The 13769-nt window shown below is 45.1% G+C and carries 12 protein-coding genes and 1 pseudogene; 8 read left to right on the forward strand and 5 right to left on the reverse strand.

Features of this window, described 5'->3' with window-relative positions; genetic code table 11:
• Positions 1-29: 29 nt before the first annotated feature.
• The 3 genes from J2Z66_RS13045 to J2Z66_RS13055 are packed head-to-tail and all read left to right on the forward strand — an operon-like array spanning position 30 to position 1883.
• Positions 30-416, forward strand: a complete 387-nt coding sequence (locus tag J2Z66_RS13045; RefSeq protein WP_209971842.1) for a GntR family transcriptional regulator — start codon at positions 30-32, stop codon at positions 414-416.
• On the forward strand, positions 413-1279 hold the full coding sequence (locus J2Z66_RS13050; protein ID WP_209971843.1) for an ABC transporter ATP-binding protein: 867 nt from the start codon (positions 413-415) through the stop codon (positions 1277-1279). Before J2Z66_RS13045 ends, J2Z66_RS13050 begins: the two co-directional genes overlap by 4 nt.
• Positions 1272-1883 carry an ABC-2 transporter permease gene (locus J2Z66_RS13055; protein ID WP_209971844.1) on the forward strand — a complete coding sequence of 204 codons (612 nt, stop codon included), beginning with the start codon at positions 1272-1274 and terminating at the stop codon, positions 1881-1883. Before J2Z66_RS13050 ends, J2Z66_RS13055 begins: the two co-directional genes overlap by 8 nt.
• A 103-nt stretch (positions 1884-1986) precedes the next feature.
• Here the strand turns inward: J2Z66_RS13055 and J2Z66_RS13060 are convergent, their stop codons facing one another.
• Together J2Z66_RS13060 and J2Z66_RS13065 are read right to left on the reverse strand one after the other, a co-directional pair.
• Positions 1987-2853 (reverse strand): YitT family protein, encoded by an 867-nt coding sequence (locus tag J2Z66_RS13060; protein WP_209971845.1) that lies wholly within the window; start codon positions 2851-2853, stop codon positions 1987-1989.
• A gap of 33 nt (positions 2854-2886) precedes the next feature.
• Positions 2887-3153: pseudogene (locus J2Z66_RS13065) on the reverse strand (multidrug ABC transporter ATP-binding protein); the annotation flags it as partial.
• Positions 3154-3370: 217 nt separating this feature from the next.
• Here J2Z66_RS13065 and J2Z66_RS13070 point away from each other — a divergent pair.
• Complete coding sequence (locus J2Z66_RS13070; protein ID WP_209971846.1) at positions 3371-3835, forward strand: ClpX C4-type zinc finger protein; 465 nt, start codon at positions 3371-3373, stop codon at positions 3833-3835.
• Between the two features lie 106 nt (positions 3836-3941).
• On the forward strand, positions 3942-4523 hold the full coding sequence (locus tag J2Z66_RS13075) for a type 1 glutamine amidotransferase family protein (RefSeq protein WP_209971847.1): 582 nt from the start codon (positions 3942-3944) through the stop codon (positions 4521-4523).
• 147 nt (positions 4524-4670) lie between these two features.
• Here J2Z66_RS13075 and J2Z66_RS13080 read toward each other — a convergent pair whose 3' ends face one another.
• From J2Z66_RS13080 to rpoD, 3 genes are all read right to left on the reverse strand, one after another.
• Positions 4671-4835 (reverse strand): hypothetical protein, encoded by a 165-nt coding sequence (locus J2Z66_RS13080; protein ID WP_209971848.1) that lies wholly within the window; start codon positions 4833-4835, stop codon positions 4671-4673.
• A gap of 119 nt (positions 4836-4954) precedes the next feature.
• Positions 4955-7606 carry a glucosidase family protein gene (locus J2Z66_RS13085; RefSeq protein ID WP_209971849.1) on the reverse strand — a complete coding sequence of 884 codons (2652 nt, stop codon included), beginning with the start codon at positions 7604-7606 and terminating at the stop codon, positions 4955-4957.
• Between the two features lie 933 nt (positions 7607-8539).
• Entirely contained in the window at positions 8540-9667 is a 1128-nt protein-coding gene (rpoD, locus tag J2Z66_RS13090; RefSeq protein ID WP_209971850.1) for an RNA polymerase sigma factor RpoD, read from the reverse strand.
• 413 nt (positions 9668-10080) lie between these two features.
• Here rpoD and J2Z66_RS13095 point away from each other — a divergent pair, with 413 nt between their 5' ends.
• From J2Z66_RS13095 to J2Z66_RS13105, 3 genes are all read left to right on the forward strand, one after another.
• Positions 10081-10632, forward strand: coding sequence for a PadR family transcriptional regulator (locus tag J2Z66_RS13095; RefSeq protein WP_209971851.1), 552 nt, complete (start codon positions 10081-10083; stop codon positions 10630-10632).
• A 42-nt stretch (positions 10633-10674) separates the two neighbouring features.
• Complete coding sequence (locus J2Z66_RS13100; RefSeq protein ID WP_209971852.1) at positions 10675-12186, forward strand: MDR family MFS transporter; 1512 nt, start codon at positions 10675-10677, stop codon at positions 12184-12186.
• Between the two features lie 807 nt (positions 12187-12993).
• Positions 12994-13743 carry a glucose 1-dehydrogenase gene (locus J2Z66_RS13105; protein WP_209971853.1) on the forward strand — a complete coding sequence of 250 codons (750 nt, stop codon included), beginning with the start codon at positions 12994-12996 and terminating at the stop codon, positions 13741-13743.
• The last annotated feature ends 26 nt before the right edge of the window (positions 13744-13769 follow it).

Consider the following 13769-nt stretch of genomic DNA (forward strand, 5'->3'; position numbering starts at 1 on the left):
CAGATAAATCTGAAAATGAGTGGTGAGTTATGAACATTATTTTATCCAACGCTTCTGTCGATCCACTTTACGTGCAAATTTGCAAGCAAATCCGGGAAAGCATCCTTAACGGGGAGCTTACTGCCGGCCAAAGTCTGCCTTCAATTCGCCAGTTGGCCAAGGATTTGCAAATCAGCGTAATCACCACAAAACGCGCCTATGAGGAATTGGAAAAAGAAGGGCTCATTGATTCCGTAGTTGGCAAGGGCTCCTTCGTATCCGGCGCCAATCAGCAGTTTATCCGCGAGCAGCGGCTAAGACTGTTAGAAAATAAAACGATCGAGATTGTTATGGAAAGCAAATCACTGCAAATTACCTTGGAAGAGCTGCTCGAGCAGGTCAAGATACTCTATGAAGATGGGGAGGATAACGGATGAATGTCATTGAAATACGCGGAGTAACGAAGAAATATTCGCAGTTTGCGTTAGATCAAGTTTCTTTTGGTATTAAACAGGGCTTCATAACCGGTCTGATTGGACCAAATGGAGCCGGAAAAAGTACATTGATTAAGCTCTTAATGGGTATGGCCGTACCTGAGCAAGGTGAAATCAGCATCTTTGGCAAGCCCATGCCACAGCAGGAAGGACAAATCAAAGAACAGATAGGCTTCGTTTCAGACGAGAGCCACTTCTATGAGCATTTAACCATTGCAGCCATGAAAAATGTTATAGCTCCCTTCTATAAACAATGGAATGAAGCCTTATTTAAAAATTATTTGGACCGCTTCGAATTATCACAGAAAACCAAGATCAAGAACTTGTCCAAAGGAATGAAAATGAAGTTTTCGTTGGCATGCGCCTTATCCCACCAGGCCGATTTGCTCATTATGGATGAGCCGACAGCAGGACTTGATCCCGTATTCCGCCGCGAGCTGCTGGACATTCTGGGCGAGCTGATGCTCGATGAAAAGAAAACGATCTTATTTTCCACCCATATTACTACTGATTTGGATCGTATTGCGGATTTTATAACCTTTGTGAACCGCGGCAAGCTTGTGTTCAGTGATTCGAAGGAACAAATTCTGGATCGCTACGTGCTGGTGAAAGGTGATACCGCTTTGTTAGATCGCGATCTCCGCAATGCTTTTATCGGCATTCGTGAAACGTCCATAGGCTTCGAGGGCTTGTCTGCTAATCGGTCCGAAGCTGAGCGGTTGTTCGGTTCCTATGCAAAAATGGTGTCGCCGACACTTGAGGATATCATGTACTTCACTGCAAAAGGAGGGCGCACCCATGCTTAATTTAATTCGTAAGGACATCCTTATCCTCCGCTATTATTTTCTTTTCGTTGTGCTCTATATTGCTTTCTTCGGATTCTTGCTGCCTACAGAGAGGTCTTCCCTTCTGCTTGGCATACTGCCTACGGTCATGCTCACCATGTTCTCCTGCTCCCTGGAAAGAAAAAATAAAAATTTATTGTTTGTTGGAAGCCTCCCTATTTCCAGAAAACAAATCGTATCCGCGAAATACAGCACTCTTTTTGTTTATTTGCTTATTGGTCTAGCCTCCGGCCTGCTTATGATGTTGATTAACCGCTATGTGCTGCAAAGGGAAGCTTCGTTTACCGGGACAGATATTGGATTAACCCTAGGTATTTGTTTTCTCTTCGGATCCCTGTTTTTTCCGATCTATTATTGGTTGGGTGCAAAAGGATCCCAGATTGTTATATTCATTTTCGTTTTCCTCACTATTGCTGCTTCTAACCTTCCTAAACGGGAAATAGACTGGCTGCCAGAGTCGCAGCTTGCAACTGCTTGGCTTTTTCCGGTCGTAGGACTCCTTCTGCTTGGATTATCCTTTCGGTTATCACTAGCAATATTCCGCCGTAAAGATATGGCCACTTGAATGCTGTAACGAGCCGTTTACTTTAACCTACAACAAAGGAAGACCCCAATAGCTTATTGAAGGTCTTTCTTTTTATGTATGCAGGGTATCAATGTCAATGGCTTTAATGAATGCTCTTTTTGGTCATGCTGCCTCCAAGAACATCGGCTACATTTGAAATCGAAATAAAGGCGTTACGATCAATTTCCTGAATGATGGTCTTCAGCTTGGCTAATTCCAAACGGGTAACCACACAGTAGATCATTTGCGTATCTTCTTTGGTTCTCCCTTGTTTGGCGTAAATATAGGTCGTAGGCCTCCCCAGACGGTTAGCAATAGCTTCGGAAATCTCCTCGTAATCTTTGGAAATTACGGTTACAGACTTCGACTCATCCAAACCTTCAACTACAATATCCATAACTTTAGAAGCGATATAGTATGTAAATATGGAGTACATGGCGGAATCCCATCCAAAAACAAAACCGGCAAATATGAAAATAAAGAAGTTAATGATCATAATCAGCTGGCCGACCGGCATTCTTGTTCTTTTGGATAAAAGAATGGCTACGATTTCCGTACCATCCAGGGAACCCCCATAGCGGATGACTAAGCCTACACCAAGTCCCAGAATAAGACCTCCGAACAGAACAGCAAGAATCGTTTCGTTCGTAAACGGCACAGAATGATGCAGATATACGGTTGTTAAGGATAGCAGGATGATACCGTAGAGCGTCGAGATGGCAAAGGTTTTGCCGATTTGCTTGTATCCGATGTACAGAAAAGGGATGTTGAGAATAAAAATGAACACGCCCAGAGGAAGTGGCGTCAGTTCGGATAGCATAATTGAAATACCTGTAATCCCACCGTCGATGATGTTATTAGGAACCAAAAATATTTCAAGTGCCACACCCATCATGATAGAACCTAGTGTGATAAAAATAAACCTTTTGAAAATATCCGCTTTCGATAGCTTTTTACTTACTCTTTCCATGGTTGATCTCCTTCTTTTAATTAGACTATGAACTCAAGTTCTGAACTGCACCCGGTGCAATTTGCTGTAAACGCCTTCTGCCGCGAGGAGAACCTGATGTTTGCCTTGCTCGGATATGCCTTCTTCCGTAACGATAACGATCCGGTCAGCATTCTTGAGGGTGGCCAGCCTATGAGCAATAACCAAGGTGGTGCGTCCCACCGACAGCTCGGCCTGGGACTGAATGGCTGACTCTGTCTCCGTATCCAGTGATGAGGCAGCCTCGTCCAGGATTAGAATCGACGGATTTTTGAGAAACAATATCTGTTGATTCATAATGCAATATTAAAGTTTTTCACTTGAAAACCAATACCGTGTTAGTATTTTAACACAAACAATGTAAAAATTTCGCCTTTTTTCAACATAAAATTCATTGCGAATTCTGTTATTTACAAGAAGGAAAAAATGGATTATTATATATGTATACATCGGTGTACATAAGTGTACATATACCAATAAAAATTGGAGGTGCTTTCTTTTGACAGAAGATTTTCGCAAAAAAAATTTCCGCGGCGCTAAAATTGAAGATATGATCGATTATTTGGAAGCTATGATCCAGGACAGCGAGAAGCACATCGTCAAAACCGACGATCCCTTGCGGCAAAGATTCTTTGAGGGTATGACTATTGCCTACACCATGATTGCCATGAAATTAAAGAATGACTTCGACTATAAAGAGTTTACAGATAAAAACGTCTCGGAGCACATCTATCAAGCCGTTATCCAGATGGACATGAAGGAAGGGCTGCAAGCTTACACTGCGGAAGCGACAACAGGCGCAATAGCTGCTGAGATTAATGCTGACGCTGCCCGCTCATGCTCCTTCTGCAGCAAAACCGAAGATGAAGTACAAAAGCTTGTTCACGGTCCAAACGTTGCGATTTGTAACCATTGTCTGGATTTCGGCAAACAGCTTTTGGAAGTGCCTGATGAACAGAAGTAGCAGTAAAACTTTTCACTGCTTTCATAAATACACTGACAGTAAGTGACAGTGATTATCTGTTATGCTGGATTCAGATAGCAAATAAGGGTTGTGGAGGGAATTGTACATGAAGAAAGTACTGGTGTTTCTTACAGATGGCTTTGCAGATTGGGAAGCAAGCTATGTTAGCGCAGAGTTGAATAAGCCTGGGACCGGGTATGAAGTTAAGACCATTGCGATTGATAAAGCTCCCAAGGTATCAATGGGCGGTTTCAAAGTGCTTCCCGATTATGACCTGAAGGATCATTGCAGCCATACAGAAATAGCAATGCTCATTATTCCAGGTGGCACCGCATGGAGAAATGCTGACAATCAGCAGGCCAAAACGATCGTAACCTATTGTGTGCAGCACGATATTCCGGTTGCAGCCATTTGTGACGCGACTACTTTTTTAGGCAATCATGGATTCCTTGATGCAAATAAGCATACAGGAAACACCTTGCCGTATCTGAAGCAGGGCGCACCCGATTATCGGGGCGATGATTACTATGTAGACGCCCAGTCTGTCTGGGATGGTAATCTTATCACTGCCAATGGCAGTGGTGCTGTAGAATTTTCAAGGCATATTCTTGAGAAGTTAAATGTTCTAAAAGGCGAAGCCCTTGATGAATGGTACGGCATATTTAAACATGGATATTTTCCGGCATAAGACGCCGGCTCTTGTGTTCCCGCTGCTTATGCCCTGTGTCTTCTCTGCCTAGTCGCCGGTTTTGCAGGCTTTGCTGCAGGCCAAAGCCTAATTCAAAAGGACTGACCCAGCATTAATCATGCAGCCTGGGTCAGTCCTTTCGTTTGATTAATGGAGTTGAAGAATTGCCGCAGCCGCTCTCTCACGACGCTCGCAATCGTCTGATTGCATTGCTTCTTTGAGGATCTGAATGGCCTGTTCTTTTAGCTGGCGAAGTTCTTCTTCACTTGTTGTTTGCAGTCCATTGGGATCATCGACAACAATGCGATCCATGTTAATGATAGTGTCTAGTCCAGCTACGGAAGTTGGATGCTTAAACTTGGTTACTGCACCACGGTTACGCAGCAGTTCCTGGATTTCTTGGTTGAGTTCGTCTTTCGGTATAATTGCATTTATTCAAAAAACAAGGTAAGCTCTGTCTGCTCTTCTTCGATATGAATAAGGACAGCTTCTTCGCTTTCGATATAGGCTCCACCGACTGCATGGCTGGCTTTCTTCCCTGCGGGATGCGGCAGCCGCAATTTGACTGAGGCCGGCCTTCTTTCTGGCCCGCATGTGAACTTAGCTGTGATACGGCCATCGTTCAGTTCGGACTTTACAGTCAGCGAGAACTTGCCGAAGTAGCTGTTCAAATCGGTCAGCTCGATCACTTCGCCATGCTCAAGCCATTTGCGTGGAATCGCTGGAAGCAGGCGCAGCACATCTCCCTCTTCCATATAAAGCATCCAGCGGCTTTGCATAAGGAACCAGGCCTCCTCATGTGTTTTATGAGGACTGACCTGATAATAATGCTCCCAGAACGAGTAGGTCTCCCTGTCCGCCAAGCCCGCAAACGAATTATAGTAAGCTTTGAGGAAAGGTTTTACTTCCCCCCGCTTAATATGTGCCCAAGGATGTATACAATAGTACGGTTGGCTAAAGCCGACGTTGCGGGTAAGCATCAATTCATTGTGGTAATTCATCATGAAATCGGCCACGGATTCATCCAGTGCGATGACTTCATGAAACAAAAGATAAAGCGGGCCCAGCATCGAATCGCGGCCCATAAAGGTAGCGTGAGTGAAGCAGTTTTCCCCTTCTTCATACAGCGCAAGAGGGGCATTGGCTTCTACCCAAGGTGGTGCCGTAGGGACCCAGCTGCCGTCGCCAAGCGGAACAACCGGAGAGGAAGCAACGGATTGGAAAAAAGCAGTGCGAATATCCGCCTTTAACAGAAGTGCGTGTTCGCCAATTTGACTGGAAAGATCAGGGTCCGATTCCGCAAGGATTTCTGCCAACCGGCTTAACCCAAGATAGGCATATCCGTTCAGCATATAGGAATGAAACGGATCTTCCGGATCGGCTGTTTTGCCTTCTATCATGCCGTATCCACGTCCGCGCAGCTCTTCCCTTTCATTGCGTTCGCGCCAGCTTAGCAAATATTGATAGGACTTCAACAGCTTTGGCTTGATTGCTGCGAGCCACGAATCGTCGCGCGTATAACGATAATGCTCCCCAATGCACCAAAGCGCAGCGCCAGTTTCCAGCATGTATCCGCCAAAGTTTTGAATAAATCCGTCCTCATGCTGCTTGTCCAGGAAAAAAGCCAGCGCCCTGGCGGACATATCTCCCCAACCCATCGAATCCATAAACTGAATGATAGGTGAGCTTTCCGAGCCGATAGCCGTATAAATGCCAATAGCAGGAACGATCGTTCCTTCAGGATCTTTGCCATATGAAACCAAATCCAAATGAAGCAGGCCAGCTTGAATCATTTCTTCAATTCGTTTTTCAGGCAGCTTTATTTGTCCGCCTTTTGCACATCTTTGTTTCCAGAAGCTGCGGCATTCCTCAAAACGAGCTTGAAACTTTTGTTCACCTAACCGCTCAGCCCGTTCCCTGCTAATAGGCTCATGAGGCAAATAAAATTCAATCTTAACCGTCTCTCCAGGCTTTAGAAGGATAGCCGTTTCTTCCGTTCTCAGTGGTTTACCGTTGCAAAAAGTGACACAGAAAACACGATCCTCCGCATACTGGGCAAATCCAGTTCTTCCGTCGAAGGAATAGGAAATGCCTCCAATGTTAGGGATAAGATTTTTAAACCAGGCATACCTGGGAACCATCGCTGTATTCTCAATGTCAATACTGCAATAAAAGACCGTGTTTTCAGCTCCACTCGTTTCTGCTTCCAGCAGCTTTGCCCGCTCTTGCGCCTGTTCCTCGGTGAACATATGCCCAAATCCATAACCATCAGCAAGCAAATAATGTGTGCCCCGCGCTGCTCCAGCTACCAGTGGAGTGGATTCATAGGATACGAAGGAGCGGGAATGATAGCGGATATCGTCGTCAACAAAAGTGGTATGTAAAATAGGAAGTATCCCGTCCTCCAGCCTGCGCGTCACGTTGTCTGCACAGCCCATGCCCCTTCCGCTCATATAGTAGTACCTTACTGGCCGGCCTTCATTTTCTGGCAATCCCCGTTCTATGCTGTGCTGCCTCGGCTGAATCCAATCCCACTGCAGATCTGATCCACCAACTGGAGGTGACCAGAAATTGTTACTCGCACGGCCTCTAGCCTGAGCTTCAAAAATGCGGGTATCCCTACCCGTTCCAAGCCATATGGGACTAGGCTGATTACGCGTTGCTGCAGCAGCATTATCGTAGGATTCTTCAGGCTCCGCTTCCAGCTTCGTCAAGTTCGTCAGGAGCCCTCTATCCGTAATAGCCTGCTGAAGCTGATTGTAAGAACGTAGATCCCCAGACTCTGTAACGGCAGCACCGTAAGCAGGAATGTATATAGGATAATCCTGACTAACATCCTGAACAAAAAAACTAAATGGATGCGTTACGGATTGAACCGTCACAACGGTTCTCACTTTGCCAAGCGGATCTGACTCTTCAACCTCCAGCTCAATGCGCAGATCTCCATTTGCCTGGAACGACCACGCTTCACCAGACCATTCTCCTTCCTGTGATATAACTTTCGCAGAAATTAAGACTCCATGGCGAACAAGAATGCTGCCGCTAGAAGGTCCATTTGCCCATAATATAGCTAACTTTTGCAAGACGATTCCCTCCCTAAAGTTTTGCATTTACACGACTTTCTTTCTTAGCATACCTCTGAGCTTTCTTCGTAGCTTTCTTCGAAGCTTTCTTCGAAGCTTTCTCCATAGTTTTCTTCGTATCTTTCTTCGGATAAATTCCCTTCACCAGCTTAACCTGTAACACAATTTATCCTTTCAAAATAAAGCCATGGCTTCATTTTGATTCGATTATACGACCACCCAGAACGATTGTCAACAATCGATTATCATTTGTTTTCTTCATAAAATAAAAGATGAAAAACGGGCTCATCACGCCTTATTCTTACATAAAACCCATTATAAGTTTCTGCTTAATCTGGTAATTCCTACGGAGGGAGGGGATGGCTGTGGGCTTGACTATGGGCTCCAGCCGCTGTTAAGGATTTGTTCCTCTAAATACATTGGCTGTGGGGGTGAGAACAAATCTTTAAAGGCGGGCAAAGGTACTGAGGAGGAGGAGTGCCCGCGGTAACTGCGATCCACCGTGACCACCAGCCATCTGCAGCTGAAAAGGAACTGAGACTTTAACGATGTTTTTCATCATTAAAAACACCAGTTCCTCTCCACATCCCTACTTTAATGATGAAAAACATCATTAAAGTAACTTTTAAGACCCAGACAGGCCAAGAAACCTCTTTTAGCGATGAAAAACATCGTTAACGTGGCTGATTGACCTGGAACACTTACTTTAACGATGAAAAACATCGTTAAGTGGAGTACACGCTCATTTTGGCGGAGGGAGTTCTCCTACAAGGCTGCTACTAATACTCATCCTTCCCACATCCCTTCAATCTCAGTTACAAAGTAACGTGCCGAACGCCCACGCTCAAACGGACTGCCAGCAGAACTTTCTAATAAAACCATAACAAAAAGACCACTGCATCATTTAGCCAGTGGTCTTGTCAGTTCAAACTCTTATTTCAAAAAATCCTTCAACCGTTTGCTCCGGCTTGGATGTCTCAGCTTGCGCAGTGCCTTCGCTTCGATCTGTCTAATCCGTTCGCGGGTGACGCCAAACACCTGGCCAACTTCCTCAAGCGTCCGGGTACGGCCGTCATCAAGTCCAAAACGAAGTCGCAGCACGTTCTCTTCCCGCTCCGTAAGTGTATCCAGCACATCCTCAAGCTGCTCCTTGAGCAGCTCATAAGCAGCAGCATCGGCCGGTGCCAGAGCCTCCTGATCCTCAATAAAGTCGCCCAAATTCGAATCGTTCTCTTCGCCGATCGGCGTTTCGAGGGAAACGGGCTCCTGCGAAATTTTCATGATTTCACGCACTTTATCGGTTGTCAGATCCATTTCCTTGGCAATTTCTTCAGGAGTAGGCTCTCGTCCAAGCTCCTGCAGCAGCTGCCTGGAAACCCGGATGAGCTTATTAATCGTCTCGATCATATGCACAGGCACACGGATCGTCCGGGCTTGGTCAGCTATAGCGCGAGTAATCGCCTGACGAATCCACCATGTGGCATACGTACTGAATTTGAACCCCTTGGAGTGATTAAACTTCTCAACAGCTTTCATTAGACCCATGTTGCCTTCCTGAATTAAATCGAGGAACAGCATGCCGCGGCCGACGTATCTTCTAGCTATACTCACAACAAGGCGCAAATTCGCTTCAGCTAATCTCCGCTTTGCTTCTTCGTCACCTTGCTCGATTGCTCTTGCCAAATCTACTTCATCTACGGCTGAAAGGAGCCCGACACGCCCTATTTCCTTCAAGTACATCCGCACAGAATCGTTAATTTTCAAATCTGGAGTCATGAGGAGATCATCGTCATAATTCAGCTCACCGTGCTTCTGATCGTCCGGTACAAGTGAGGGGTCGATATCCGATTCATTCTCGTTATCTACTTCAATGCCAAGCTCGGAAATCTGTTCGAAAAATTCTTCGAGCTGTTCCGGATCCTGGTCGAATGGGGCGAGCTTTTCCATAATATCCTTGTAGGTAAGCGAAGCGCTTTTTTTACCTTGTTCCAATATAAGGTCCTTAACCTGCTCAAGCGTTAGCTCTATCTCTATTTCCGCACGTTGATCATCCACTACCATCCGCCCCCTCCTCCCTGAAAAAATGGAATAAACTAGGTGTTATAAAAATTTTTCCAAGGATTCTTTGTTGACAACTATATTATTACTGTGTTATGATGAATATGATTATTTTTTTCAAATTTTCCTCTTAACAATTTTATCATAATACCTATATGAATGCAACTCTTTTTCATACATTGTTGTCCCTTTTAACCAGCGCACATCCCGATTTTAATAAGCAGTATTGTACAAGCTGTCACCTATCCAGGTGACGGCTTTTTTTATTGCTTTTATATCTCATAGAATGTTGATTATATCAGGTTCCTGCTTCATCTGCCAAGGCTTGATTTTTAAAATAATTTTTAAATTGATTTATATATCTTGAAGATATATAATCATCAACATTGAATATATCTTCAAGATATATGAAAGGGATGATTGAAATTTACGAGCTATACATCGTTGGCGAATTGCTTGCCGGTCCTAAGCATGGCTACCTGCTCCATTCTATTCTTAAAGCAGTGCTCGGGCCGTTCCGGCAAATTAGCTGGGGCGTATTGTATCCATTAATGAACAAGCTCGTGAAAGCTGGCATGCTTCAGGAAATGAAAGATGAGACAGCTGCGAAAGGCCGGCGTAAACGTGTATTTGCATTGACTCCTGAAGGTAGAGAGAGGTTCCTTGAGCTTATGGAAACACCTCTCGAGTACAACCTTGAAACGGAAATTACCTTCAAGCTGAAGATGATGTACTTTTTACATGTACCTGTTAGTATCCGCATCTCCTGCATCCAGCAATATCTAGGCTACATTCAGCAAATTCTCGATTTTCAAAAAGCAAACGAACAGCACGTGGCTCAACATCCTAATATTGCTACAGATGAGAAAGAACAGAATCAAATTTACTTTAATTACTGCTTCCATGTGATGGAGGCTGAGAAGGAATGGCTGCTTCAGGAGATGGATAGACTGATTTCATTGAAATAAGCTCAAATTGTAGACAAAAAAGAAAGAGGTTGTTAACCGGCAATGGATAAAAGCAGAACAAATATTAAATGGACGGTATTGGGACTTTTACTCGGCCTGTTTATGGCGGCATTGGACCAGACGATCGTTTCCACAGCGATGCCTACCATCGTAGGCGAATTCGGCGGATTTGAACAACTCGTATGGGTTTTCTCGGCTTATATGATCGCGACAGTTGTAGCAACACCAGTTTTCGGAAAATTGTCCGATATGTACGGCCGCAAACGTTTTTTTATGCTTGGACTAGGCATTTTCCTGCTCGGCTCCATTCTGTGCGGTCTAGCCCAGGGAATGACTGAGCTGATCCTTTTCCGTGCACTTCAAGGGATTGGTGGCGGTGCGATAATGCCGCTTTGCTTTGCCGTTATCTTCGATATTTTCCCTCCGGAAAAACGCGGTAAAATGAACGGACTATTCGGCGCCGTATTTGGGATGTCCAGTGTTTTTGGACCGATGGCAGGCGCTTTTTTTACCGACAAAATCGACTGGCGCTGGGTATTTTACATCAACGTTCCTATCGGGATTGTCTCACTTATTCTGCTGGCCCTTTTCTACAAGGAATCCAATCAAAAGGTAAAACAGATCATCGACTGGGGCGGTGTTGTCCTTTTAGCTACGACAGTTCTTACGCTCATGTTCGCTCTGGAGATGGGTGGTAAGACATATGCTTGGAGCTCCTGGCAGATTCTTGGCTTATTCGCAGCATTTGTAGTCTCTTTCATCATCTTCTTGACGGTAGAACGAAAAGTGAAAAACCCAATCATAGCCCTTCAACTGTTCAAAAACAGAGTATTTACAGCCAGCCAGCTGGCCAGCTTTCTATATGGAGCCATTATGATTTCCGGTGCTACTTATATTCCCATTTTCGTGCAAGGTGTATACGGGGGTTCCGCCAGTTCTGCCGGTCAGACACTAACCCCAATGATGCTTGGAGTCGTAGCCAGCAGTATGCTCGGCGGAAGATTTGTCGGAAAATTTGTGTTTCGCAACATTATGATCGTGTCAGCATGCATTCTAATAGTCGCCCTTGCGCTGCTCGGCACCATTACCGCAGATACTTCACGCGCTATCGTAACTGTATACATGGTTTTTGTTGGTCTTGGCATCGGTGTATCGTTTGTCGTCTTCAACATTTCTACCTTACACGGAGTAAGCAATCAATATAAAGGCGCGGCTGTATCCATGATCAGCTTTTTCCGGACAATCGGCTCCGCCCTTGGCGTCACTATATTCGGAGTGATCCAGACTCGCCGCCTGACGAATAACATTACCGAGATTCTGCCTGATCCGGAGCAAGCTAAGCAATTTGGAGATCCACAAGCACTGCTGCAGCCAGAAGTACGCAAGCTATTCCCGCCAGATGTGCTGCAAAAAATGATCGACGGCTTAGCAGACTCCATTGCCTTTGTGTTCCAGTGGAGTATTGTCCTGCCTATCCTGGCTTTTCTGCTGATTCTGCTTATGGGAAGAGCTAACATTGAGAAGAGCAAGCCTGGAGAGAATGCGGGAGGTTAGAAAAGGAAGGCTTGTAACGTTGCAGCAGCGAAACTGAATTGAAGATTGTTTGGAGCTGCTTTGAAGGTGTTTTGAAAATGATTAAAAGGTCTAATTGAAGGTCCGGCTGATGCCGGGCTTTTTTTAATACCCATTCATTTAATTGCTTTACAGCGATAAATTATAAAAAAACAGTCGACCGCCCTCAAATTGAGCGTGTGCTTGACTTAACGATGTTTTTCATCGTTAAAGGTAGTGTTTCCAGGTCAACCAGCCACTTTAATGATGATTTTCATCGCTATATGAGCGCGTATGGTACTTCGCGGTGGATAAAAGGGATTTTAACGATGATTTTCATTGTTAAAGTAAGAATGTGGAGACGCAACGTGCTTTTAACGATGAAAATCATCGTTAAAGCAGCAGCACTTCATCCCCAGCGCCTGTGCCCGCTAGGAAATCACCTCCAGCCAAGAGAAAACCCTTGCTGGCTGTCCGTTTGAGCTTGGTGTTCGTGCCATTCGTACGATTGTAGCTGAAAAGAGGGAATGGCTGTGGGTGGAAGAGCGTTAGCGCCCGCCTTTAAAGATTTGTTCCTACCTCCTCATCAATTCCATTCAAGGGAACAAATCTTTAACCGCGGCTGGAGCCCACAGCCATTCCCTCCGTCATACACCAACGCTATGAACACGCTCATCAAAGGACGCCGCAAGGCTTTTGTCCCATTCAGGGGAATTATGGATAAATTTCTAGTTTTCAGTAAAGTAAGTTATGATAATAGGATATCCTTCAAAAAAAACCAAAACCATTTATGCAGAGGAGCGAACTGAAATGTTACAAAACAAAGTAGCGATCGTTACAGGTGCAGGATCTGGAATGGGAAGAGCCATTGCTGTTCTGTTTGCCGCCAAAGGTGCAAAAGTGATAGTCACGGACATTAATCAAGGAAACATCGACAAGGTAGTCACTGAAATCAAGGAAGCTGGCGGGACAGCAATAGGACTAACACTTGACGTCTCCAAAGAATCAGAAGTGCAAGAAATCATCAACAAAGCCGTAGAGACTTACGGTACTCTCGATATTGCAGTTAATAATGCGGGGATTATGGATAATTTCGTACCTGCTGCTGAGCTTACTAATGAGCATTGGGATCGCGTGATTGGGATCAACCTGAACGGACCTATGTATGTATCACGGGCTTCCCTGCAGGTTATGCTTAAGCAAGGAAAAGGAGTAATCGTCAACATCGCTTCCGTCGGCGGCTTATTCGGGGCAAGAGGCGGAGCTGCCTATGTAGCCTCCAAGCACGGACTCATTGGGCTAACTAAAAACATTGCAGCCACTTACGGATTAAAGGGCATACGAGCAAATGTGGTTGCCCCTGGAGCAGTCAAAACCAACATTGGCTCCACAATTACGGAGCCTAATGCCATAGGTTTGGAAGCTATTCAAAGAGCAGGACAAGGTCCCGCTGGAGAAGCGGAAGAAATTGCAAATGTAGCTTTGTTCCTGGCCTCTGATGCCTCCAGCTTTGTTAATGGAGCTGTTGTTACTGCGGACGGTGGCTGGACCGCCCATTAATATGCCAAAAAAATCGGGAGGCTTCA

Source organism: Paenibacillus eucommiae, from assembly GCF_017874215.1.
Lineage (GTDB): Bacteria > Bacillota > Bacilli > Paenibacillales > NBRC-103111 > Paenibacillus_AI > Paenibacillus_AI eucommiae.